The sequence below is a fragment of the Wolbachia endosymbiont (group A) of Myopa testacea genome, from assembly GCF_964027115.1.
Lineage (GTDB): Bacteria > Pseudomonadota > Alphaproteobacteria > Rickettsiales > Anaplasmataceae > Wolbachia.
Window position 1 is genome coordinate 1,093,498 of record NZ_OZ034729.1, and the last position, 22,844, is coordinate 1,116,341.

The following is a 22,844-nucleotide window of genomic DNA, read 5'->3' on the forward strand; positions in this document are numbered from 1 at the left end:
ATGTAAAATTAACGCTAAAAAGGTATCTATACATTTTATTTATATGGAGAAATGTTATGCACAGTCCTTTAAAAAAATTTCAGAAGAATAAAAAAGAAGATATTGATCAACAATTGTTCAACACTATATACAAAAAGGTAACAGCAGAAAATTATCAAGAAAATCAAGATGAGACTTTCAAAGAATGCAAAAGGTTGTTCAAGCAGGGAGCTAGTCCTAAAACATTGGCTAAATTGGAAAACATACTGAGAGAACGACAAGATGAGCAGACTATCACAAAACAATTAAAGTTATCCAAGCCAGGAAATAGTCCTAAATCATTAGCTGAGTTAGAAAAATCAGTGAAAAAAAAAAGAGAACATTATAATAATTATACCCAACGCTTTCTCCCAGCGTTGAAAGCAAAAATAACAAAGTCAAAAAAGCTAAACCCAACAGAAAAAACGGAAATAGAAAAAATAATTATGAAACTAATAACTTTAGATGTTGTTAGCAAGAGCAGCAGTGTAAGCTCAATACCAAATGCTGTTGAAGAAAATATTGAAGATCAAATGCAGCTAAAACATATTGAAGAGCAAAACAACACACAAGAAACACCCTTGAATGTAGCTGAGAAAAAAAGTGGTGATAATAAAATACTTAGTAATTCAGATGTTACAGAGGAAGTGTTTGAAAAATATAGCAAGGTTGTGGAAGAAATAGATGAGAAGCAAACTTCTAAACTCAGTAGTGGCAATGACTCAGATAGTGGAATGGGTTCACGTGAACTATCAGTAACAAGAACTTCATCTGAGGAAAGTGTGAACTTAACATTAAACCCTGTTGAAGAAAAGAAAGACCCACAAACAGAAAATAAAAAAGAAACGATATTAGAACACCCAACCAAAACAAGGCCCAAAGAGCCAAGCGGACAAAGGTCTCCTTCCATACGTCATGGAAAGATTGAAAATCAATTGCAAACAGAGCAAGTCGTGAAAGAAGAGCTAAAGTTAAATAGTGAGAAATCTGGATCAACATTACCTGGGAAAGAGGAACTTAAACTTGAAGAACAAAAGAAGGAAGCTGTTTTAAGTGAACAAAGTGCTCCTGATAATAACAATAACGATAAAGAGGTTCTATCTAAAAAACAACCCAATAACAGAAATCTTCACGTTGCACTTGTAGCAGGTTGTGCTCTTCTAGCAGTGGGGTGTCTTGTTGCAGCAGCAATAGCAAGATCAGGAATATTGTGTGTCATAGGAGCAGTATTTGCTATAGCGGCAATGACTACATGGTGTTTAACCCCTTCAAGTGAATTAACATCCACCAATTTGAGTCGTCCTGTTGATGATAAAGAGCTTACAGCATGTTCACATCTGTAAAAATTAAATATGTGTTACTTGTAGTGGATAAGTGAATTCAGTTCTTGCCTATTGATATAAAAGTTGTTATATTTGAGGAATATTTAAAGGGTATTTAGTTGATGCGCATTCAATTGAATAAAGTTTTGGTTTTTATAGCCTTATTAAGTTTCATTTTTGCATCATATTCTAGCGAAGCTTCGGTGAGTGATGAATTAAAGGATGTACAAGAAACGGTAAAAGATTTTATTTCTTCATTTTCAATTAAAGATACTGTAGAAAATATGAGTCCTTCAACAATCATAGGGTTGTGTATAGCTGCGGTGATACTTGCAGTAGTGTTCAGAGGTCTAATCTTTTTTATGATAATGTTTGGTGTACTGATCATGATGTTTGGTAGTACAGAAAAGGCAACAGACTACTTAAAAGAAAAATTTAATTTTGCAAAAGATATAAAATTACAATCCGATAGCGAAAAAAAAGATAAAAATTAAGATAGTATTTTTATCTTTTTTAATTATCTTTATTGAATACGCATATGCAGCTAAAAGCACAAGCAATTAACTCTAAGTTTGAAAAAAAGAACAACTTAGCATTACTAGAGAGCATTGATTTAGATTTCATTCCTTATGCTTGTCATTACAATGAAGAAACTATACTAACAAAACAGGGAGAGTTGTTAAAAATAATCAAGTTAAAAGATTATTCTTCTGTTGATAATTACAGCGACCTTAGAACTGAAATTAGAAAAAGCATATCAAAAAATATTAATAGCCTATATTTTACCGTTTGGATTCATACTGTCCGAAAGCGCAATAAATTGAGCTTAAAATGGAATAAAACTGAAGACTTCTCTGATAAGCTAAATTCAGCGCGGTTTGATAAACTCACTGATAGTAAATTACAGTATATAAATGAATTATATATTGTAATATTGTTTAGCGATTTTGGTAAGCATACTAATAATTCATTTTTTTTTAATAGAATAAAGAATAAGCATAAGCTGTCTTTACAAGAAAGCCACCAGGAGTTGCAAAAGATAACTGACTTAATTCACGATGATTTAGGACCTTTTGGAGCTAAAAAACTGGGTCTAAGATTTAGTGAAGGTAAAATATATTCTGAAATGATAGAATTTCTCCACTATATTGTTACATTAACGCACAAAGATTATCCAATACATGAAAGGGACCTGTCGCAATATATTAGAAATTTTAAAATAGCTTTTGGTTTCAATACGTTTCAGACAATCTTTGAAAATCAACAGAAATTTGGCTCTGTTTTCAGCATAAAGGAATACCGAGAAATCTCCTTAGGCAATATAGATAGGTGCTTGCAGCTTGAATCTGAATTTATCATTACAGAAATAATGATATTTACTAGTAATAGTAAGGCAATAAAAGAATTTAATAAACAAATTAACATGCTGCAAATTAGTGAGGATAATACCTTACTTAAAAGCTCAGGAATTGAAGAAATAATAGAGCTTGAAAAGACCTCTAGTCTAGACTTCTGCCAACAGAAAATTATTTTTACAATATTTGCAGACGATAGGAATAAGTTAGCCGAAAATATTAGTGATTTATCTTCTATAATGTCATTAATTGGCTTCATGATATTTAGAACTGATCTACATATGGAAAGTCATTTTTGGGTACAACTTCCAGGCAATTTTACCTTTATTACACAACCGAAAAATATATTAGCAAAATATGCTTGCAGTTTTGCTATGCTGCATGATTTTACGTCAGGTACATTAAAAGGAGGAAGGTGGAAAGAAGCGGTAACAGTTTTTTTCTCAAAAGAAGGAAATCCTTACTTCTTTAATTTCCATGGAAAAAGAAATAATGGCCATACTACGATACTTGGAGCTCCAAATTCAGGCAGAACTTCACTCATTAATTTCCTATTATCAGAATCAAGAAAGTTTAACCCAAGAATTGTCATATTGGATAACACTGGAAAGTCGATAATTTTTACTAAAGCAGTGAGTGGTAAATATTATATAATCGATCCGAAGTATAAGGACAAAAGCCTAAAATTTAATCCACTAAACATTGAAGATAGTGCTTCCAATCGCAATATGTTGGTTGAACTGATCAAAAGAATGGTAGCCGATACGAGCTTGGTGGACGTAGAAGAAAAGATAAGAAAAATTGTGGATTCTATATTTGCTATACCCAAGGAGTCACGTTCTATTGCGCAAATTTCTGAGGTGCTTTTGCTCCTCGGGGGTAAAATAAGTAGATGGTGTGACGGTGGTGAGTTTGCTTACTTATTTCAAGATGGTAATGAATCAGATATTGACTGGGAAACAAAAATTATATCTCTCAACACCGCAAACCTCACAAAACAAAAAGAATGTATGTCCGTGATACTTTACTATTTTTTATATTCTTTTGAGGCAAAATGTGATGGCTCGCCTGCAATACTTGTTTTGGATGAAGCATGGGAGATAAGTAATATCTTTCCTACAGAGAAAGAGTTTGATAACTGGATGCAAAGAATGACGGAACTAAATGTTGTAGTAATCCTAAGTACTGAAAACTTAAACCTCGCATTTGCTAGCAAATTTACTCAATATTTAGACAAGCATGTTGATACAAGAATCTTGATGCCGAACATCAATGCAAATAGATTATACATGAAGGCATTTTCTTTATCAAAAGAGGAGCTGAATATAATTCTGCAGACGCCAACACAGGAAGGTTTATTTTTGATAAAACAGTACAAAGGGTTAGTAACTTTAAATTTAGATTTGAAGAATATGCAGGAAATACACGTACTTTCAGCTAACAAAGAGAATATAAAGTATATGTACGAGGCAATAAAGGAAAAAGGAGAAGAAGTTAATGAGTGGTTACCGGTGTTTTATGAGAAGTGTAAAGCTTAATTTCTTATTGATGTTCTTTTTGATACTTGATCTTTCGTATCAAGGATATGCTGATTGTCCGCCTCTTGTAGAGAGTAATACTAAACTTGAAGCTGGAGGCAAAAAAGCTTTGGAGGGTTTTTTAGCAATTTTTACTTTTGGTACTAAAGGTAGTTTTAAAGTTGATGAAAAGCTATACCAATATATTACAGTAAGACAAGTAAAAGACCAAGGAATTGATGGTTATTTTAATCCAAAGATTCAAGTCTGTGATTATGAAGGAAAAGATAATTGTTATATATTACCTAGTGGAACATCCTGCCGCCAGATATATGGTACACAAGATACAGGAGGTGGAGTCTCTGCAGCAGTGTTTATTGATTGGGAAGGAGATAAAACATCTGTTAATGCAAAAATAGTAGATAGTCTTGAGTGGGAATGGGCAGACAATGTTACTGATGAAGAAAAAACGAAGTTTGCTAAGTCTCCTAAAATATGTGCTTGTAGCCAAAAAGGCGCTTGTATGGGTAGTTCTGCATGGTTTTCAAGAGTGCTTCAGGGAGAAAATATTTTCCGTCCAGGGGATATGGAAAACGTTTGTGATACTTGTTCATCATGGAGTAAAGGAAAGCAAAAGATAAAATGTGCTCCTGTGCCACTTGCACCTGGCCCCCCTCCGTTTTGTGAACAACTTGCGATGTCGCCTCCACAAGTTAGAATTGTTCCTATAACAGATGAAGACAATGATTACTTTAACCCTAAAGTTAAGGTAATAGCTGGTGATCTAATAGAAGAAGACGGAAAGATTGGAAAAGAATTAGATTTTCCCAGAAAATACAAAAAAGATAAAGCTGAGGAGCTCCCTACTTCGGATGAAGTTAGGAAGGATTCTATTTTGGATAAAGATGGCACGACACATTACTTCAAAACTTATAGAGAAAAAGATAAGCTCTGTGCTGAATACCATGGAACTCAAAGTATAGATGAAAAAAATCCACAGTTCGTCCGCTGTTTCCCGGCACCACCTGCTCCGGAGCCTGAGGTAGTAGAGATAGTAAAAAGTAACACCCCTGGAAAGCAGAGTGACACGTTAAAGATAAGAATGAAGATGAGCGAGAGCGCTTGTACTTATGAAGCACGTGGAACCTACAGTAATGGTTCCTGTACTTTTAATGTTACCAACCATCCTGTAAATATTGGCCCCCTATCTTTAAAAGTAGTAAAACCGAGAATAGTTGAAAGAACAACTAGTACTAGTGACAATAAAAGTAATATTAACGATATTATAGAAGGTATATTAGAAAGTAATCCGCAACAATTTAAAGTTCTGAAAAAATATGGCTATGTTCCTGATATTGAAACGGAATGTAAAGAGTTTCAGGGAGATAAGTGCAAATTGAACAGCTTAGGACAACCGGAAGTAGAAATAAAATATAAAGAAAATTCTAACAGTAGAATGCTTTGTCTTTCTGGATGGCAGCCAGAACCAGAGGAGTTTGTTCTTGAAAGAGAAAATAAAATAATACCACTAAAATTAATGGGAACAAAATATATTCAATACAATGCTGTTTACTCAAAGGAATCAAATCGGTTCTATTATCTTCCAAGCAAGGAAATAGGTGACCCATTCAAAAGAAGTCAAGATAAGTTGGATAAAATAGTGTTCAATAAGCAAGGATACGTTTTCTTCCCTGACGACAATAAACAGGAAAAGGGGAAATGCAGTTACTGCGTGGATTACGATAAAGACATAGATGAAAAATTTATAAATAACAAAGTCAAAGTAGTATACAAATTGACGGATGTAGAGCAATATTTAGATAAAGAAGATAATAGTACATTTTACTTAGAGCACGAGGAAGTGGATTGTAAAGATAAGGATGGTAAAGTATTAAGAGATGAAAAAAATGAAGTACAAAAGTGTACACAATTAAAAGATCAACTGATTAAAGCAGATAGAACAGAGGTCTTTTACGCTGATAAATTGTGTAGGTTCGATTTAGAAGGTTTAAAAAAGAAAGTAAAAGAAAAATTACAAGAGAAAAAATTACAAGAGAAATTAAAAGAGATAATCAAGAAACAGCTGGAAAAAAAGAAACAAGAACTGGAAAAAAAGAGCGAAAAACCCACTGAGTTTGGAAGTGGAGATTTTGATGTGGATGGCTCACAAATACCATCTAGCCATGTTGAAATAGAAGTGTGGGGATGTGGTGAAGCAGGTCACATAAAAGATACACCTCGCAGTTACATACCTTGTTCTACTGAAAATAGATTGGGAATGCCAGGAGATTATATTAAAGCTGAATTGGAAATTGATCCTGATTATCCTATCATTGACATTGAAGTTTCAGAGGGAGGAGGTAACAGAGAAAAGAGATACACAGATAAGGATGGGGGTCCTATTTTTATAAGAAAGTGTTGTGTAGGCAAACAAGAGTGCAAGGATTTAATCACTATGGGAGGTGGAGGCATCTATAAAGAGTATGAGTATAAAGGTCAGTATAGGGATTATATGGAAACAATAATTGATGATAGTGTAAAATTAAAAGAAAAAACCACAACAACAGGATTGCGGGTTACTGAAGATAATAGGATAGCGTATATAGAAAATGGTGAAATCAAGTATGAAACAGTAGAGTGTAAAATGGGTTTTAGAAGCAGTAAACCTGGTGCAGGTGGTTGCATTTATAAAAGCAAAGAAATTTATGGTAAAGGCTCTGCAGGGTATGTGAAGATAACGCCTATTATAAAGGGATTTGACATAAACATAATAGATGATGCTATTGAAAAAATGATAGGAAATCGATATGATCTCGGCAATGTTAGGGATTTTTTGACAGGTGATGCTGACACGAGTATAATTAAGATGATTGAAGAGGAAATCAAAAAAGAATTATTAAGGTAAAAAGATATAGCTCTGGAAATGATGCTCTTGTTTTAATAATTAATTAAAGTAAAGCATGTAGTAAATGGTGTAACTGTTGTACCTTAACAAAAAGGTATAACGAATGTAAGGAGGGTACTTTATGTCTCTAAAGAATAAAATTTCTGAGCTAATAGAACAACAATTTAGCATTAAATACCATGACAATTATTTGGCTTACACTATACACAAGTGGGCTGCAAATGAAATATCTAATTCTATTGCTTTTTGCATAATTGGTTGTGGAAATTGCAAGATTGGATATCAAGATGTTGCAAATTCATTCAACATAACAAAAGAAGAAATTGATCAAGTTAATATTGCAAGCATAGAAAGCAAAATAAAAAGTGAAGCTGAAAAATCAGGTAGTGAGTTTTCTGAGTTGATTTCTAGAATGGATCAATCGCTAAGAGAACAAAGTGGAAAGTCTATTGTACAAATTTTAGATTCATCTGCTGAGGAGATGTTACAGAGTTTTTGTGACAGCACTATATGGCAAAATAATTCTCCAGAATCTCAAGAAGTTATTGCAACTCCTGCTTCATCTGAAGAGTCTGCTACAGAAGGTTTGGAAACTACTACTAATCAAGGTCTTTCGCCAGTCTAATCAACTCCCCATATAGATTCTTTCTGTACCCATGCTTTGCGTTTCGATGAGGACAGCAAACACCATTTTTCACTGCATTTTTTTATTTCTATTACAACAAACTTGTCTATTTTCATAGTAATCTTGCTGTCTACACTCTGTTTTTGATATCCATAAGTATCTTCTTTTATCATTGCGTGGTGCTTATCACTAAGCAGATTGCCTTTTATCCATCCGCAGTCTTCATCTATATCGCAGACCTTTTTCCAACTCTCAAACTCTTCTATCACTTTCAGGGGCAGATTTTTGCAAGTGTATATCCATTTTACAGGATAGTGAAACCCTGGCCCCGTTCTCATGTTGATTTTATTTGATTTGGTTGAAACAAAGTTATTAGCAAACAAGCTATGGCTAAATAATAAAAACAATAGGATAATAGTACTGAACCAAGATCCCAGTGTCACGCACTGGGATGACGTGAGGGATAGTGTAACAGACTTATTCATCATAATTCACGATTATATTGACATAAGATAAAGAGTAAATTAAAAATTGAATAGATCTTTAAATGCAAAATCAATGCCTATAGAAATATTAATGCCTGCTCTTTCACCGACAATGAGCAAAACTGGAGGAAAAATTGTCAAGTGGCATAAAAAAGAACAAGACAAAGTTGAAGTAGGCAACGTAATGGCTGAGATAGAGACTGATAAAGCCATAATGGAGTTTGAATCTGTAGATGAAGGAGTTTTAGCAAAAATTTTAGTAACAGAAGGAACAAGTGGCGTGCCTGTAAATCAACCGATAGCTTTAATGCTGGAAGAAGGAGAAGATGAAAGTGCACTCGGTAACTATGTTTCAGCTTCTGCTACCAATATTGAAGCTAAGAAAGAAGTTGAAACCAATCCCTCAGTGCCATCCAATTCCTCAATGTTACCCAACTCTTCAATATCATCCAATTCTTCAATATCATCCCAGTGCGTGACACTGGGATCTAGAAGAAAAGAAGCATGGATCCCAGTGTCACGCACTGGGATGACAGAGGGTTATGTAGAAGGTAGAATAAAAATAAGCCCATTAGCTAAGAAAATAGCTCAAAATGAAGGGGTTAATGTGCAGCAATTAAAAGGTACAGGACCATATGGTCGCATAATTAGGGCTGATGTGTTGGAGTCTTTAGGTAGTGGTACACGCATTGAAAGTCGTGAAAGGCCCGAGGAAGATACCATGGTTGAAGTAAGCAATATGCGCCAAGTGATAGCACAGCGCTTAACTGAATCCAAACAGAATGTTCCACATTTTTATTTAACTGTAGACTGCCAGGTTGATAAGTTAATATCGTTAAAAAACGAGATTAGCTCAGCAGATGAAAATAACAAAGTAACAATTAATGACCTAATCATAAAAGCTGCAGCTTTCAGCATGAAAAAATTTCCTGATATAAATTCTTCGTGGATAGATAATAAAATACTTAAATACTCGAATGTAGACATTTCAATCGCTGTGGCACTTGAAGATGGGCTAATTACTCCTATAGTAAAAAATGCTGATAAAAAGGGTATTTTATCTATATCAAAAGAAGTGAAAGATTTAGTAAGCAGAGCAAGATCTGGAAAATTAAGGCCAGAAGAATTTCAAGGAGGTGGGTTTACTATTTCCAATTTAGGAATGTTTGGTATAAAAGCCTTCAGTGCTATAATCAATCCGCCGCAATCTTGCATTATGGCAGTTGGTGCATCCAAAAAACAACCAATTGTTATGAATGAGAAAATAGAGATAGCAGAAATAATGACAGTAACACTTTCTGTTGACCATAGAGCAGTTGATGGAGCATTAGGAGCAAAATTTTTAAATGCCTTTAAGCATTATATAGAGAGTCCTCTGGCGATGCTTATTTGAAACCTATTAGCATCGTTATTACAAAATTAATACCTCTAAGTTTATAATTCTACTAGTTAATAGGCTTAGAGGTAAAAAAATGAATACTACAGTAGAAAAAAATAATCCAAAAATTTTTCCTAAAAATGAAGGAAAGATTAACTCAAAAGGCATGGTTGTCCCACCGGTACCACCAAGAGCACCAGAGACCAAGTTATCGTCGCAGAATGAGTTAGAAAAAATAGTAAAGCTTAAGAAAGTTGCTCCACCTGTTCCTCCGAAATCTTCCCAAGCTAAATTTGCTGGAATAAAAGCGATTTTTGAGCGAAATGCATCTCATTCCCAAGCAAATGATAGTAATAAAACAGTAAGTAGCAATCTTGGAAGAACATTTGGCCCAACAATGCAAAAACTCATGAAAGACAATATTCATGTAAGCGTTAGCGCTTCTAACAAACAACGCCGTGATTCAGGGGATAGTGGTATCAGTGATGTTAGTAGCAGCACTTCTGATGATGAGGATAGAACAATAAAAGATAAAATGATGGAAAATGTTAAGCAGGATAACCATCAAAAAAGCTTTGATTTACATCAAGTACAAGCAACTGATGAATTAGAAACCGTAAAATTTCTCAAAACGCTAAGCAAGAAAGAAAGAGAAAAACCAAGTTTTTCTCCTAAACAGCAAAATAACCAAAAGGTTGAGACTAGCAAAAAAACTTACAATCCACTTGATTGGAATCCAATCTATCAAGGTAAAAAGCGCTTTAGCTTAGACAATATGTCGAGTAATTCGTCTTCATGTAGTGAAAAAAGCAATATTTCAGATATAAGCGATAAGTCTAATAATTCAAACATTGTCAGATGTAATATTACTAGGAGTAACAGTAAGGAAGACCTTCGTAAACCTGATGCTTCACATAATGACAAATCTGCAGGTAAAAAATTATCTAATGTCAACGTAAGCGAATTAATCAGAAAGTTTGAACAAGGTAATAACATAGTAAAGGGGCGTTAATCAAATATTACCCTATCTTTGTATATGCAAAGGTAGGTTATCTTTTCAAAATATTATATCCTTTATAGCTTTGTTAATTTTTGATTCCTTCTCTGCAAAAGCAGCTTCTAGAGAGGTTTTAAGTTTTTCCCATTCCTCTTGACCATTTAGAATTAAAGATTTATATTCATTTTCAATTTTTTCCAATGCTCTTTGACATGAGGAATCTAACTCCTCATACAAATCAGTATTTACTGATTGCAGTATTACCAAAAACGAAAACAAATTTGGAGCAGGTAATTCTTCTCTTGTGTAATTCAGAAGACACAGCTTTATTTTTTTTACGCAGTATTCTATTGTTTTTAACGATAGTAAAAGGCTTTCTGCATAAAATATAAAACTATCTACAATCAAATTTTTTGACTTTTTCGGTAATTTAATATTTTCAAATAGTTCTTTTGTAAATTTTTCTATCGGTTGCTTCGGTAAATGTAAAGAGAGATCAGTAAAAGATTTTAGGTCAAAATTTGGTCCAAGTATCGTGCTAATGGCTTTATGCACATTGCTCTTATCTTTACTTACAGAAATAATGAAAACCAGCCCCTCCACATCAAGCATATACTTTATAGATTCCAAAAAATCGACAACGAATTTAGGGCGGCACACATCAAGATTATCCACCATTATATAAATGTTTTTGTCTTTTCTAATTCTATTAACTACTTTTGCCAATTGTGTTTTAAAATCCTTAATGTTTTCTTCTCTTCTTTGAAGAGTATTCAACTCTCTCAGTACAGAACCAATATCTTTCCTATCAGCCTCTTTTGTAGCGTCAAGCAATACGGAAAGCATAGCAAGTGGAGATTTACTGATCAGCTTTCCTAGTGTGTTTAGAGAAAATAGTTCTTGGTTTATGTTCTTGAACTGTTGTATAACGCTTCTTTTTACTTCATACGATGCAAATAAATCTTCAAATAGAAAATTTAAAAAAGAAGGAAGTGGTTGATCCAGTGCATTGATATCCCATGCGTTATAGTAAGCTGCAATTTCATTTTGCTGTTTTAACTCTTTTACCCACTCTTTCAGAAAAAACGTCTTACCCCATCCGTCATATCCTTCTAAAGATATTATTGTAAAAAACTGATCAATCGTTTTAATTATAGTGTTGAATTTGCCTGAAAATTGCTTATAGTTTAGACGGTCATTTTTCCAAGCCGCCACTTGAAGTGGTGGCGCTGTTTCTTTCTTCTTGAACATTATTAACGATGCAAGTTTTTTTAAGCACATACCTTATTTTATATTTAACTCATATTCTTGTCTTGAAGTGAGGGCTGCTTTTAACGTTCCTTCATCTAGATAGTCAATTTCTCCGCCCATTGGTATGCCGCAAGCAAGACGTGATATTTTCACATCCAAATTTTTTAGCAATTCAATTATATATTGTGCAGTAACTTGACCCTCTAATGTCGGATTAATTGCAGTAATTATCTCTTCAACTTTAGATTTTGTCACTCTTTCCAGAATAGTATCAAGGTTAAGTTCTTTTGGACCTATGCCGTTTATTGCAGACAATCTGCCCCCCAAAACATGGTATAAACCTGAATATATATTTCCTTTTTCAAACGCCCATAGATCACCCAATTCTTCTACTACACACAGTAACTTAGTGTCACGTTTTGGGTTAGTACAAATAGAACAAGGTGATTTAGTATCTAGATTTCCGCAAATCTCACATTCTACTATAAGATCTGCTAGCTCTTTAATCAAAGATACAAGTGGTAGCATAACTTTCTCTTTGTTTTGGAGTAAATGTATAACCAACCTGCGTGATGATGATGGTCCTAAACTTGGCAATTTAGAAAAAGCATGAACTAGATTCTTTATGTTAATGTTCATTCAATAAATTCAGAATAGTTCATCAAATGGTAACATCAAACCCTTTGTAAAGAAAGTGGTAAGTTTCTCTTGATCCCACTTTGATTAGCTATAGAAAAAATTTTTTACTCTAATGCAAAAAATTACTTCCGCACACTTAAAGCCTGATTATAATAGACTTCTTGCATAACCCAAACTAAGTAGAAAAAAGGTATAGCTGACCCAAGCAACACGTCATACCGCCGCAGTATCTCTAGATCCCGCTAACAACTTACTATTACCCACAAGTATAGAATTCATGAGCAAGTCTCCATCCTTCTGCTAAATCAAAGAGACGTTTCCATCCCTTCCACAAAGCTATAGGGCCTGGTTCTAAGTCATTTTTGCGAGCTAAAAACCCTCCTAACTTGGCCACCCACCTCACAATTTCTCTTATAGGTGGTGGAGTCTCAGGATAGTTTTTTGTCTTAAGCATTTTGGTATATAAAACCTTCCATTCGTCATCAGTCAGTATGACAGTGCAAGAAAGATTCGCTAGCTACCAATGTGATAAAAAATATTCTCCATGCAATTATACTCACAATTGTAAGAAAGCGGATCAATCTATCTGCTGTTTGGAGCCTACATTCTTCAACTTTAAGACCGGATTTCAAAATTTTATGAAAAACCTCTATTCTCCATCTTAAGCAATACCATTGTATTTTTTCTACTGCTTCTTCAAAATTATTAATATTTATATTTGTTAACAAAATCCAGTTCATGGGCTCTTTGCCAAATGGGGGATATTTTTCTATAACATAGACAGCATTTAAATTTAAATTAGGAAGTTTTTGGGTTTTACGTCTAGCGTTGTTTTTTGATGCATTCATCACAAAGTTACTAAACCTTACTTCTAAAACTGTTGTTCTTTGAGGTTTGTTATCGCGAGCAGACTTGAATTTCTCCTTGACAAGACATGCGATTCATCAAATCCCACAATCTTTCACCACCTTTTTCAGAATAAGTCGACTTCTTGTTTACTGTTCTGTTTTGATTTCCTCTTACTACAAAAAGAGATTGATTAGTGGAAGCAACTTCAAATAAATCATAAATATCTGCTTCTCTATCACAAACGGTAACTACCTTAACATCCTTTAATCCAGGATGTTTAGTAGAGTCTTTAAGTGATGCTATCTACCGTATGCTTTCTTTCTCTTCTATGGGAAGAGCAGTATTATGGCTTCTTCTTTTCAACTCCTTTAGGTCTTCAGCTAAGGAAGGTCTAGTACTAATTTTTTGATCCAATAATCCTATAGGTAGTCCTTCTGTTGTAACTGCAAACGTTGTATGCATCATGGGTTTTAAAATTAGTTGTTTTAGATGTTAATCTTGCTGCTATAATCCCTAACCCTTCGGTCTTTTTATGATTTTTATATGAAATATAACTCGTGTCCTGGATAGCTAAGATAGTTGAGTATTCTTTAGCTCTTTCAACAGTTTTAATTATATGACTGTCTAATATCTTTCTTTCAGAAACGGCATCGTTTTGGAAAAATCTATAAGCTGCTTTACTTTGATGCCACTCTTCACAAACTTGATTTATTGAACGCTCAGGCGATTCAGCAAAACTATTAACTATTTTTAGAAGCCTTTTACTTAATCTTATATCACCAAAATTAACAATTCCAAATTCACTTTCTGCCCATTCGCCAGTTGAGGTATTTATAGTTCTTTTCATCATATATTCCATTTTTAGACCATAGATCTATTTATAATAGAAAGTTGAATTAGTAAAATAGCAGCTTTTTCTCCATTTTTAGATTTATGGGTAATAGTAAGGTTCTTGCGGGGGAGTTATAGAAGTAAAACTCAATCAAGGGGGATAGGACTATGACTTTTACCGAACGATCAGGATTTACGTTCTGTGGAATAACATTTGAGGAGTACAGAGGACAAGCAACCGATCCTGAAGGAATTGTGAGAAGGTTTATAGAAAAAGATACAGGACATTATTTTTCACTAGGAACAGCAAGCACATTTACTACTTACTTTGCGCCAGCGGACTTTAATGAGACGGTAAATACCCTAGGACAGCCATTATATGCAAAACAAGAGCCAAGAAGATTTGATAGAGGGACCGATTTACATACTCAGTCAAATCCTTTACCAATGTGCCATCTTCCAGGAACATTAATCAAAGTCGTTGCAGCATAACAATACTGGTAGAGCAACTATAAAAGTGGTGAGGCATGAGAATGCTCTACCAGTATGCCCCTTCTTAGCGTCCATGTAGAGATTAGTGCATAAAGGTAAAATATGCAAGAAAAAATAAAAAGATTATTTGCAGATTGTTTTACACATCTGGGAGAGCAAGCTTTGTATGAATCAAGGGATAAGTCATACATGGTACAGGTATTAAAACAACAGCCAGATAAATTATATGGAATTGGTGAAGGACAATTTGTAGGAGAAATTTTGACTTTAGAAGTAAGTGTGTTTGATGTATTAAAGCCAATGGTAGGAGATACTTTTGTTATTGGTAACCGTAGATACAAAGTACATTCACTGCCGCTTAGGGACAATTCAGGAGTATTGTGGAAAATTCAAGCATCGGGGGTGTGAATGCGTATTAACGTTGAAGTTACCGGTAGTATTATACAAAGTATAGATGCTGAAAGGAAAAAAGTGGAAAAAGCAGCGGTGAGTGCATTAAACAAAACAGTACTATGGGTAAGATCGCAAACTGTCAAACAAGCAAAACAAATACCAAAAAAAGCAATGAGAAAAAAGTTAAGTGTGGATAAAGCAAATAGAAAGCGTTTATGGTCAGTAGTGAAGCTGAGTTCGCAGTGGATAGGAGTAGCAAAACTTGGGAGTATAAAACAGACAAAGATAGGAGCAAAGGTAGGAAGCCGTACGTATGAAGGAGCATTTATAGCAACAATGAAAAATGGTCATATAGGAATATTCAAAAGAAGGTACATGACACCGTTACCAATAGATGAAATTAAAGTAAACACGCAAGCTCGGGAAATAATGAAAGAGTTAGTTGATAATGAAGTAGAAAGAGTATTTGAGAAGTATTTTGATTAGCAAATGAGTTATATGAAATAATGTTCTGGGGAAATTTATATCAAGCAATCTGTAATAAGCTCAGGGAAGAAATCCCAGCAATACAAACGTGCGAAATGTATCCAACAGAACGTCGGGAAATAATAGCGCCAGCAGTGTTTGTAGAGCTTGTGAGTTTAGAGCCAGGAAAAGATCCGGGGACTGAGGAATTAGCGTTGAGGGCAAGATTTGAAGCGAGAATTGTAGTTGATGGAACAGTTGAAGATTCTCAGGTAGTGGTAAGGTCACTGGCAGCGGAAGTTGCAAGGGTTGTAAGTAAAAATACTTGGAACGTGAAAAATATTGCACCTGGAGAGTTTTTATCAGCGGAAGTAGACGATTTTAAGCCAGAGTTGGATGCATACCTTGTGTGGTTAGTGGAGTGGACTCATGAGCTACATATAGGTCAATCAATGTGGTTAGAAACTGGTATTATACCGCATATCATCAGTGTAGGGGAAAATGTTGGACCATAATTTTGCCATTGCAGAGCTAAATAGAAGGCTAGCGAACATTATTCGTATAGGTCTAGTTAAAGAAGTAGACTATGAAAAAGCGAGAGTGCGGGTAAAAATAGGAGAATTTTGACCGATTGGTTGCCGTGGATAACAACAAGAACGGGAGAAGATAGAAGTTGGTTTTCCCCAGATATTGATGAGCAGGTGATGGTATTATCGCCATTTGGAGAGTTGTCATTAGGGGTGGTGTTACCGGCAATATATCAGCAAAAGTATCCTCCTCCGGAAAGTAAAAAAGAAGTAAGTAGTGTAGTATTTAAAGATGGAACAAAATTATCGTACGACAAGGAGAATCATCATCTTGAGATTGATGTAGTAGATAAAATAACGTTGAAAGTAGAAGGATCAAGCGTAGAGATGACAAAGGATGGAATAAAACTTAAGGCACAAAGAATAAATCTAAATTAGAAAAAGGAATGAATAAATCAGTTATATGCCTAGGAGATCACTGCGGGGAAGCGTTGCCGCATTTTTGTATAAGTGGAAGCAGAGATATATTTGTAAACGGAAGACCAGTTTGTCGGCAAGGAGATAGTTTTACAGAAGGTAAGGTAATGGCACAAGGGTCAAAAACAGTGTTTGCAAATGGTCATGGTATAGGAAGAGTTGGAGATACAGTTTCCTGTGGATTTAAGGTAATGAGCGGAAGTAGCAGCGTTTTTTCTGGATAAAGATATGAAGGGAATGAGTGCTGAAACAGGTAAGGAATTAGAAGATTTGGAACATTTAAAACAATCAATTACTGATATTTTAACCACTCCTATTGGATCACGTATTATGAGAAGAGAGTATGGTTCTCGATTATTTGAATTAGTAGATAAGCCAGTAAATCGTGATTTTACATTAGAAATTTACGCAGCAACCGCTGAGGCATTGCAGAAATGGGAAAAGAGGCTCAAACTGGAAAAGGTAAAAATTACAGAGGTAAAAGAAGGGAAAGTCACAATTTCTTTGGATGGGATTTATCTACCAAATGGGGAAAAGATTCGCTTTGATGGAGTTGTGGTATAAAGATGGAGCAGCCTAACATTATTGAGCCACTGAACTTCGAAGAAATCTTTTCACGTATGAAGGAGGAGTTGATACGTCGAGACTCAAGTTTCACAGCATTGGTAGAAAATGATCCAGCAATAAAGATTTTGGAAGTGGCAGCCTGGAGAGAGCTTTTGGTGAGACAAAGAATAAACGAAGCGGTAAAAAGTAATTTACTTAAGTTTGCGACGGGAAACGATCTTGATAATTTAGCTGAATTTTACGGAGTTGAAAGAGAAAAAGAAGAAGATGACGAACGTTTTAGGAAAAGGATTAAAGCAAAGATAGTTGGCTGGTCAACAGGAGGAAATTATCGGTATTATGCATTATCAGCAGATACGAGAGTAAAAGATGCATTAGTAGAATCACATGTACCAGGAAAAGTACAAGTTTCAATCTTATCCACAGAATTATCCACAACTGGCATACCCCCAGAAGAATTACTAGAAATTGTCAGAAATCAGCTAAACAGGGAGGATGTGAGGATTTTAACAGATACAATTGAAGTGGTAAGTTGCAATATTATAGAAATAGATATCCACAGTAAAATTAGCATTAAAAGACCAGATATTATTGAAACGGTGAAGAAGCAATTTATAGAAAAATTTGAAACAACGAAAAGATTAGGATGGAAAGTAACGAAATCATGGATTATAGCCAACCTGTTTGTGGATGGGGTAGAAAACGTGGAATTAATCGAGCCAAGAGAGCATGTTGTGGTACTGGGGAATGAGTGTGCTTTCTTAAAAAGTTTAAATGTTGAGTTGAATTAATGCTATTACCACCAAACGCAACAAAGCAAGAAAAAGCGCTGATTGATGGAATCGATTACAAAGTAAACCCAAGCTGTGTAAAAGGATTTAAATTTAGCCCAGGGGAAAAAGTATTGCCGTGGATAATAGAGGAATATGGGTTAGAAGAGATTCTGCGTTGGGCAAAAGAGAAAAGAAGAGCGATAAAAGAAGGGGTAGAATTTCAGCGTTTAAGAGGAACACCAGCGTTACTAAAAATAGCATTAAAATGGGCAAATATAGAAGATATTACAATTATTGAAGAGCCACCCGGAGAACACTTTTTTGAATTACAGATAGGGATAAAAGATGTTCCAAAAGACTTCTTTGTTGATGCAGTAGTAGAACTAGCAAAACTATCATTACCTGCAAGATCACAGCTAATGAGGCTTTTCAATGACCACTATAATATTGGAAGATTTATTTTAGATGAAAGTTTTTTTTGCAGTTTGTTATCGGATTATTCAGGGGTAAAAATAGAAAAAGATAGGCCAGTGTTGTCATTTGGAAGAGTAAATTTTTTCATGTCTCATGGTCCAGTTATTAGGATTGTAGAAAACTATCTACGCGATCATTATGAGCAGGCATTAAGTAATGATCTGTATAGGCTAGATGTAGCAATCCTTGGAGAAACCGAGCCTCACACAAAGAATTATAACGGTATTTATGAAAGAAGTCATCAGTGGAATAATTTAAAAACGTTATATCCTCTACCACAGAGCTTATTACCTGAGATTAAGTTTGCTAAAGCGCAGATAGTATTATCGGACAGTTGGAGTTTAGGAAAAATAAACGCATGTTTTCCAGTTGGTGGTGTGGAAGAAAAAGGAAGTAAATTTTTACTAGGAAGTAGTAAACTGTCTGAAGAACTGTGGAACTTAAAGTACAAGCCAATTTTAGAAAGATTTAGCGTTACTCATCATTACAAGGTAGAGAATTTTACTGGTCAGAGGATTACAAGATATAGTTTAGCAGAACACAATATTCATTATGAAAGCGATTTAGATTCAAAACAAAAGGATGCAATACATGAACCGGAAAATTACATTTTAGTGTTTTACCCAGGTGTACTAACATGGCACGAACGTCGTCATTTAAACAGAAGTTGGGAAGAGACGCAAGTTATATGTTTAATACGCTAAATACTTATATTTATATCTTCATATATTACATTAACATTCGGTAAAAATGTGTGTTTTTTGAAAAAAAGAAGTTACTTTTCCATGCCAAAACAGCTATAAATTAGGTAGGTGTAGGTAAACATAAGAAATTGATCTTGCACTGAAGTGAGCCAAATTGGCGACTTTATGTATGTTTTTATAGTGGGGTAACTAAAATGTTCAATTTAAATAAAAGACTGGAAAAATTAAAGGAGAATTCATTTAGAAAAATAGATGAGAGAGGAGAAGATGGTAACACTGTGTTGCATTTAGCAGCATACCTTTCTGATATAAAGTTACTAATAAGAAAGGGAGCAAAAGTAAATATAGAAAACAATAGCGGAGAAACACCATTACACCTAGCAGCATTCTATGGAAAGGTAGAGAATGTAAAAGTACTGTTGGAAGAAGGAGCATATGTAAATGCTAGAAACGGTAAGAGAAATACGGCATTACATTATGCGAGCCTAATGGGATATGAAGAGACGGTAAGGGAGTTAATAAAAGCAGGGTCAAATGTTAATACTGGGAACTACATAGGAAGGACCCCCCTACATGAAGCAGTATTTATGAGGGAAATAGGGAACGTGAGAGCAATATTAGAGGGAGGAGGAGAAGTAAATGCGAGAGACCAAAAAGGATATACACCAATAGATCTAGCATATGTGGCAAATAGTGAGGAAATAATGAGAGAGTTAGTAGCGAAGCAGAAGGTTATGGAAGTTGATTGAGAAAAGGAAGGAAATGGTGGAAAAGGAGGTGTTGTCATTAGAGAGAAAACCGTTGGCAGAGCTGAGGGAAAAGGCACAATTATTTAATGATTTGGGAGAGTGCTCAATTGATGAAAGATAGCGGATGCAGCTATGTGTTTCCAAAATTGTGCATAAAAGTAAAACAAAACGAAGGTTAACAGTTGCGTCTTTTTCGGAAGAGTAATGGATTTATGGAAAAAAGGAGTGCCCGAACTATAAAAATATTTACAGGAGAAACAATGAGAAAAAAGGTATTAACTGTAACTTGTCGATATGAGCCTGATGAGTTAGCAGAGCAACATCTAGCAGACGCTTACAAGCTGTTACTAAGATATGCGGTAAAAAGAACCAATGAAAAGGAGGTGAAAGAAAATGACAACAGTAGCATTATATGCGAGAGTTTCATCGAAGAAACAAGCGCAGAACAATACAATAGAGAGCCAAATTGCCGAGCTCAAGTGTAGAATTGTTGCGGATAAATATGAGTTATTAGATAAGTATGAATTTAAGGACAATGGTGCTAGTGGGTGGATTTTAGAGCGTGAAAGTTTAGATGCGTTACGTGACAAAGTAGCAGAAGGTGAAATTGATAAAATTTATATTCATTCACCTGACCGGTTGTCAAGGAAATCTGCACACCAGATGATATTACTTGATGAATTTGAGAAAGCAGGAGTAGAAGTAATATTCTTAGATTATAAGGTTGAAAATAATCCAGATTCTAAATTATTGCTAGGAATGAAAGGATTATTATCAGAACGTGAAAGTACAATTATTATGGAACGTAGTCGAAGAGGAAAACTCCATAGAGCAAGGAAAGGTTGTATAAGTGTAATTGGTATTGCGCCTTTTGGTTATAAACGTGTGAAGCATGCAGATAGAGAAAAGACAAAATTTGAAATAAATGAAGAGGAGGCAAAAATAGTAAAGCAACTGTTCATGTGGATAGGACAAGAAAGAATAAGTATAAGGGAAGCTATACGTAGACTAAAAGATATGTCAATTAGAACAAGAACTGGAAAGAAGGTTTGGCGTATAATAGTAATTTGGAAGATACTAAGAAATACTGCATATGTGGGACGAGCAGCGTTTGGTAAGTTAAAAAGGGTTGAAAGAATATCAAGAAAAAAAAGTAAACAAAAGGTAAAAAATGTTTCTGTTTATCGTACAGATGAAAAAAGTTGGATTTATATACCAGTACCAAAGATAGTTGATGAAGGATTATTTAATAAAGTACAAAAGCAACTGGATGAAAATAGAAAAAGAGCAAGAATACAGAAAAGGAAAGAGATAAATCTACTACAAGGTCTAACTATATGTCAAAACTGCAAAAGTACGTATAGTGGTGTGCATCATAGGGATGGGGAAAAAACGTATAGCTATTATCGCTGTAGTAGTATAGTACGCATTACTGATGATGAGGAAAAATGTAACAATAAATTAGTCCGAGCAGATATGTTAGAAATAGCTGTATGGGAAAAGGTGAAAGATGTACTAAAAAACCCAGAGATGATAAAAAAGGAATACCAACGTAGAGTATTAGAAAATAAAAATGATGAATCATCAGAGAAAAAGTTTGCAAGAAGAGAAAATCAAATAAAAGAAGGTATCGAAAAATTAATGGAAGATTATTATAGTCAAGAAAATGCAGGAAAGAAAGGATATATAAGCGAGGAAGAATTTAAACAGACAATGAGAAAAATGAAAGAACGCTTACAAGGGATAGAAGAAGAGAAAAAAAAGGTAGTTGATCAGAAGGCAGTAGAAAAAGGAATAAGTCTTATTATAAATAGCATAAAGAATTTTTATTCTAGTGTAAAATCGAACCTGGAATAGCTAGATTGGCAAACTAAGCGCGGCATTATTAAAGCATTAATAGGACAAATTAACATTGGTCGTGATCAGGTAGAAGTAGGATTTCAGATCGAAGAACCAGCGCAGGATGGGGGAATTCTTAATTTGTATCATTGTACTACACGTCATGATAAGGGGGCTGGCGAAGGGTGTCAAGTAAGTTTTTCTTTCCCGTGAATTCCATTTGAAGTCGAGTATTGAAAATTGACTGGAGAGTTGCGGATTACTTTGTATATGTCATAACAAGCCATGGCACTCTCGGCAAAACCACTTAATATTAACTTTAGTTTGCCTGAATAAGTAGCTATATCTCCGATTGCATATATTCTATCTCTACTGGTTCTAAGTGTAGCTGGGTCGACAATTATGCGGCCATATTCTAACTCTATACACCAACTGTTTATTGGACCAAGATTCATTGACAATCCAAAAAATGGCAGCAAAGAATCAGCGGATATTTCTTTTTCTTCCTTAGAGGCAATGTTTTTTACTATCACTGCGCTCAACTGCCCATTACCTCCTGCTAGTTCGTGTAATTGATATGGCACTACCAGTTCTATCTTTCCATCATTTTCAAGTGATTCTAATTTATTTCTAGTTTCAGGAGTGCAGCGAAATTCCTTTCTTCTATGTATCACATAAATTTTCTTTGCAACTTTAGAAAGTTCTACAGTCCAATCAGCTGCAGAATCACCCCCCCCTGCAATGACTATAGTTTTGTCCTGAAAATCAGAAATTTTATTTACACTGTAAAATACAGATTGATTTTCATATTCTAATATACCACTTAAGGGTGGACGGTTAGGTTCAAACATTCCGTTACCTGCAGCAACAATAACAGCCTTACATTTTACCTCTGTACCTGTGTTAGTTATGATAGTAAAGCTTTGATCACAGTTATTCGAAATCTTTTCCACTTTTTGACTTAAATGGTAAACAGGCTCAAATGGTGAAGCTTGCTCCATTAATTGCTCAATTAATTTTTGGGCAGTAATTACAGGATAACCAGGTATATCATATATTGGCTTTTCTGGGTAAAGAGCTGTGCATTGTCCTCCTGCTTGATCCAAAACATCTATTATATGACATCTCATATCAAGCATTCCCGCTTGAAAAGCAGTGAATATTCCAATAGGCCCTGCACCTATTATTACTATATCGGTTTTCATATTCAGA

At 34.7% G+C, this 22,844-nt stretch carries 21 protein-coding genes and 3 pseudogenes; 19 read left to right on the plus strand and 5 right to left on the minus strand.

Annotation, left to right across the window (positions count from 1 at the left end):
- The first annotated feature begins 56 nt into the window (after nt 1-56).
- The 5 genes from AAGD91_RS05465 (at nt 57) to AAGD91_RS05485 (ending at nt 7,742) form a co-directional block, all read left to right on the plus strand.
- Nucleotides 57-1,361: a hypothetical protein gene (locus tag AAGD91_RS05465; RefSeq protein WP_341820911.1), complete on the plus strand. Its 1,305-nt coding sequence runs from the start codon at nt 57-59 to the stop codon at nt 1,359-1,361.
- A 101-nt stretch (nt 1,362-1,462) separates the two neighbouring features.
- A complete protein-coding gene (locus AAGD91_RS05470) occupies nt 1,463-1,834 on the plus strand; it encodes a hypothetical protein (RefSeq protein ID WP_187297371.1) in 372 nt (123 codons plus the stop codon).
- Between the two features lie 44 nt (nt 1,835-1,878).
- Entirely contained in the window at nt 1,879-4,233 is a 2,355-nt protein-coding gene (locus AAGD91_RS05475) for a type VI secretion protein (RefSeq protein ID WP_341820912.1), read from the plus strand.
- Nucleotides 4,214-7,117, plus strand: coding sequence for a hypothetical protein (locus AAGD91_RS05480; protein ID WP_341820913.1), 2,904 nt, complete (start codon nt 4,214-4,216; stop codon nt 7,115-7,117). Before AAGD91_RS05475 ends, AAGD91_RS05480 begins: the two co-directional genes overlap by 20 nt.
- A 121-nt stretch (nt 7,118-7,238) precedes the next feature.
- Nucleotides 7,239-7,742 carry a hypothetical protein gene (locus tag AAGD91_RS05485; protein WP_341820914.1) on the plus strand — a complete coding sequence of 168 codons (504 nt, stop codon included), beginning with the start codon at nt 7,239-7,241 and terminating at the stop codon, nt 7,740-7,742.
- Here the strand turns inward: AAGD91_RS05485 and AAGD91_RS05490 are convergent.
- Nucleotides 7,739-8,230, minus strand: a complete 492-nt coding sequence (locus AAGD91_RS05490) for an SH3 domain-containing protein (protein ID WP_341820915.1) — start codon at nt 8,228-8,230, stop codon at nt 7,739-7,741. The genes AAGD91_RS05485 and AAGD91_RS05490 overlap by 4 nt on opposite strands.
- Nucleotides 8,231-8,300: 70 nt before the next feature.
- On the opposite strand from AAGD91_RS05490, the gene AAGD91_RS05495 reads away from it, so the two are divergent.
- Together AAGD91_RS05495 and AAGD91_RS05500 are read left to right on the plus strand one after the other, a co-directional pair.
- Complete coding sequence (locus AAGD91_RS05495; RefSeq protein WP_341821521.1) at nt 8,301-9,620, plus strand: pyruvate dehydrogenase complex dihydrolipoamide acetyltransferase; 1,320 nt, start codon at nt 8,301-8,303, stop codon at nt 9,618-9,620.
- A gap of 79 nt (nt 9,621-9,699) precedes the next feature.
- On the plus strand, nt 9,700-10,617 hold the full coding sequence (locus AAGD91_RS05500) for a hypothetical protein (protein WP_341820916.1): 918 nt from the start codon (nt 9,700-9,702) through the stop codon (nt 10,615-10,617).
- A gap of 45 nt (nt 10,618-10,662) precedes the next feature.
- Here AAGD91_RS05500 and AAGD91_RS05505 read toward each other — a convergent pair whose 3' ends face one another.
- The 3 genes and pseudogenes from AAGD91_RS05505 to AAGD91_RS05515 all read right to left on the minus strand — a co-directional run bounded on the left by AAGD91_RS05505 (nt 10,663) and on the right by AAGD91_RS05515 (nt 14,191).
- The gene (locus AAGD91_RS05505) at nt 10,663-11,883 is read right to left on the minus strand and encodes a P-loop NTPase fold protein (protein ID WP_341820917.1); all 1,221 of its coding nucleotides are present in this window, start codon (nt 11,881-11,883) and stop codon (nt 10,663-10,665) included.
- A 3-nt stretch (nt 11,884-11,886) separates the two neighbouring features.
- The gene (gene recR, locus AAGD91_RS05510) at nt 11,887-12,486 is read right to left on the minus strand and encodes a recombination mediator RecR (RefSeq protein WP_410541932.1); all 600 of its coding nucleotides are present in this window, start codon (nt 12,484-12,486) and stop codon (nt 11,887-11,889) included.
- Between the two features lie 262 nt (nt 12,487-12,748).
- Nucleotides 12,749-14,191 (minus strand): annotated as a pseudogene (locus AAGD91_RS05515) (IS4 family transposase).
- A 164-nt stretch (nt 14,192-14,355) separates the two neighbouring features.
- Here AAGD91_RS05515 and AAGD91_RS05520 point away from each other — a divergent pair.
- The 12 genes and pseudogenes from AAGD91_RS05520 to AAGD91_RS05575 all read left to right on the plus strand — a co-directional run.
- Nucleotides 14,356-14,664, plus strand: a pseudogene (locus AAGD91_RS05520) (major capsid protein); the annotation flags it as partial.
- 102 nt (nt 14,665-14,766) lie between these two features.
- Nucleotides 14,767-15,072, plus strand: coding sequence for a hypothetical protein (locus AAGD91_RS05525; protein ID WP_341820837.1), 306 nt, complete (start codon nt 14,767-14,769; stop codon nt 15,070-15,072).
- Nucleotides 15,073-15,543: a phage tail protein gene (locus AAGD91_RS05530; RefSeq protein WP_341820836.1), complete on the plus strand. Its 471-nt coding sequence runs from the start codon at nt 15,073-15,075 to the stop codon at nt 15,541-15,543.
- Between the two features lie 20 nt (nt 15,544-15,563).
- Nucleotides 15,564-16,037 (plus strand): hypothetical protein, encoded by a 474-nt coding sequence (locus AAGD91_RS05535; RefSeq protein WP_341820835.1) that lies wholly within the window; start codon nt 15,564-15,566, stop codon nt 16,035-16,037.
- Nucleotides 16,024-16,487 (plus strand): annotated as a pseudogene (locus AAGD91_RS05540) (phage baseplate assembly protein V). Before AAGD91_RS05535 ends, AAGD91_RS05540 begins: the two are co-directional and overlap by 14 nt.
- Nucleotides 16,488-16,495: 8 nt before the next feature.
- On the plus strand, nt 16,496-16,750 hold the full coding sequence (locus AAGD91_RS05545) for a PAAR domain-containing protein (RefSeq protein ID WP_341820834.1): 255 nt from the start codon (nt 16,496-16,498) through the stop codon (nt 16,748-16,750).
- A gap of 4 nt (nt 16,751-16,754) precedes the next feature.
- A complete protein-coding gene (locus AAGD91_RS05550; RefSeq protein ID WP_341820833.1) occupies nt 16,755-17,090 on the plus strand; it encodes a GPW/gp25 family protein in 336 nt (111 codons plus the stop codon).
- A 2-nt stretch (nt 17,091-17,092) separates the two neighbouring features.
- Nucleotides 17,093-17,884 (plus strand): baseplate J/gp47 family protein, encoded by a 792-nt coding sequence (locus AAGD91_RS05555; RefSeq protein WP_341820832.1) that lies wholly within the window; start codon nt 17,093-17,095, stop codon nt 17,882-17,884.
- On the plus strand, nt 17,884-19,044 hold the full coding sequence (locus tag AAGD91_RS05560) for a phage tail protein (protein ID WP_341820831.1): 1,161 nt from the start codon (nt 17,884-17,886) through the stop codon (nt 19,042-19,044). The genes AAGD91_RS05555 and AAGD91_RS05560 overlap by 1 nt, the downstream gene beginning before the upstream one ends.
- A gap of 194 nt (nt 19,045-19,238) precedes the next feature.
- Nucleotides 19,239-19,793 (plus strand): ankyrin repeat domain-containing protein, encoded by a 555-nt coding sequence (locus AAGD91_RS05565; protein WP_341820830.1) that lies wholly within the window; start codon nt 19,239-19,241, stop codon nt 19,791-19,793.
- 212 nt (nt 19,794-20,005) lie between these two features.
- On the plus strand, nt 20,006-20,278 hold the full coding sequence (locus AAGD91_RS05570; RefSeq protein WP_341820919.1) for a hypothetical protein: 273 nt from the start codon (nt 20,006-20,008) through the stop codon (nt 20,276-20,278).
- Nucleotides 20,187-21,650 carry a recombinase family protein gene (locus AAGD91_RS05575; RefSeq protein WP_341820920.1) on the plus strand — a complete coding sequence of 488 codons (1,464 nt, stop codon included), beginning with the start codon at nt 20,187-20,189 and terminating at the stop codon, nt 21,648-21,650. Before AAGD91_RS05570 ends, AAGD91_RS05575 begins: the two co-directional genes overlap by 92 nt.
- A gap of 170 nt (nt 21,651-21,820) precedes the next feature.
- Here AAGD91_RS05575 and AAGD91_RS05580 read toward each other — a convergent pair whose 3' ends face one another.
- The gene (locus AAGD91_RS05580; protein WP_341820921.1) at nt 21,821-22,837 is read right to left on the minus strand and encodes an NAD(P)/FAD-dependent oxidoreductase; all 1,017 of its coding nucleotides are present in this window, start codon (nt 22,835-22,837) and stop codon (nt 21,821-21,823) included.
- Nucleotides 22,838-22,844 lie beyond the last annotated feature (7 nt).

Coding starts and splice junctions, on each gene's coding strand:
- AAGD91_RS05465 (WP_341820911.1), top strand. CDS start 57: ATGCACAGTCCTTTAAAAAAATTTCAGAAGAATAAAAAAGAAGATATT.
- AAGD91_RS05570 (WP_341820919.1), top strand. CDS start 20,006: ATGGAAAAAAGGAGTGCCCGAACTATAAAAATATTTACAGGAGAAACA.
- AAGD91_RS05530 (WP_341820836.1), top strand. CDS start 15,073: ATGCGTATTAACGTTGAAGTTACCGGTAGTATTATACAAAGTATAGAT.
- AAGD91_RS05535 (WP_341820835.1), top strand. CDS start 15,564: ATGTTCTGGGGAAATTTATATCAAGCAATCTGTAATAAGCTCAGGGAA.
- AAGD91_RS05565 (WP_341820830.1), top strand. CDS start 19,239: ATGTTCAATTTAAATAAAAGACTGGAAAAATTAAAGGAGAATTCATTT.
- AAGD91_RS05525 (WP_341820837.1), top strand. CDS start 14,767: ATGCAAGAAAAAATAAAAAGATTATTTGCAGATTGTTTTACACATCTG.
- AAGD91_RS05500 (WP_341820916.1), top strand. CDS start 9,700: ATGAATACTACAGTAGAAAAAAATAATCCAAAAATTTTTCCTAAAAAT.
- AAGD91_RS05575 (WP_341820920.1), top strand. CDS start 20,187: ATGACAACAGTAGCATTATATGCGAGAGTTTCATCGAAGAAACAAGCG.
- AAGD91_RS05480 (WP_341820913.1), top strand. CDS start 4,214: ATGAGAAGTGTAAAGCTTAATTTCTTATTGATGTTCTTTTTGATACTT.
- AAGD91_RS05490 (WP_341820915.1), bottom strand. CDS start 8,230: ATGATGAATAAGTCTGTTACACTATCCCTCACGTCATCCCAGTGCGTG.
- AAGD91_RS05475 (WP_341820912.1), top strand. CDS start 1,879: ATGCAGCTAAAAGCACAAGCAATTAACTCTAAGTTTGAAAAAAAGAAC.
- AAGD91_RS05495 (WP_341821521.1), top strand. CDS start 8,301: ATGCCTATAGAAATATTAATGCCTGCTCTTTCACCGACAATGAGCAAA.
- AAGD91_RS05550 (WP_341820833.1), top strand. CDS start 16,755: ATGAAGGGAATGAGTGCTGAAACAGGTAAGGAATTAGAAGATTTGGAA.
- AAGD91_RS05545 (WP_341820834.1), top strand. CDS start 16,496: ATGAATAAATCAGTTATATGCCTAGGAGATCACTGCGGGGAAGCGTTG.
- AAGD91_RS05470 (WP_187297371.1), top strand. CDS start 1,463: ATGCGCATTCAATTGAATAAAGTTTTGGTTTTTATAGCCTTATTAAGT.
- AAGD91_RS05485 (WP_341820914.1), top strand. CDS start 7,239: ATGTCTCTAAAGAATAAAATTTCTGAGCTAATAGAACAACAATTTAGC.
- AAGD91_RS05555 (WP_341820832.1), top strand. CDS start 17,093: ATGGAGCAGCCTAACATTATTGAGCCACTGAACTTCGAAGAAATCTTT.
- AAGD91_RS05580 (WP_341820921.1), bottom strand. CDS start 22,837: ATGAAAACCGATATAGTAATAATAGGTGCAGGGCCTATTGGAATATTC.
- AAGD91_RS05505 (WP_341820917.1), bottom strand. CDS start 11,883: ATGTGCTTAAAAAAACTTGCATCGTTAATAATGTTCAAGAAGAAAGAA.
- AAGD91_RS05560 (WP_341820831.1), top strand. CDS start 17,884: ATGCTATTACCACCAAACGCAACAAAGCAAGAAAAAGCGCTGATTGAT.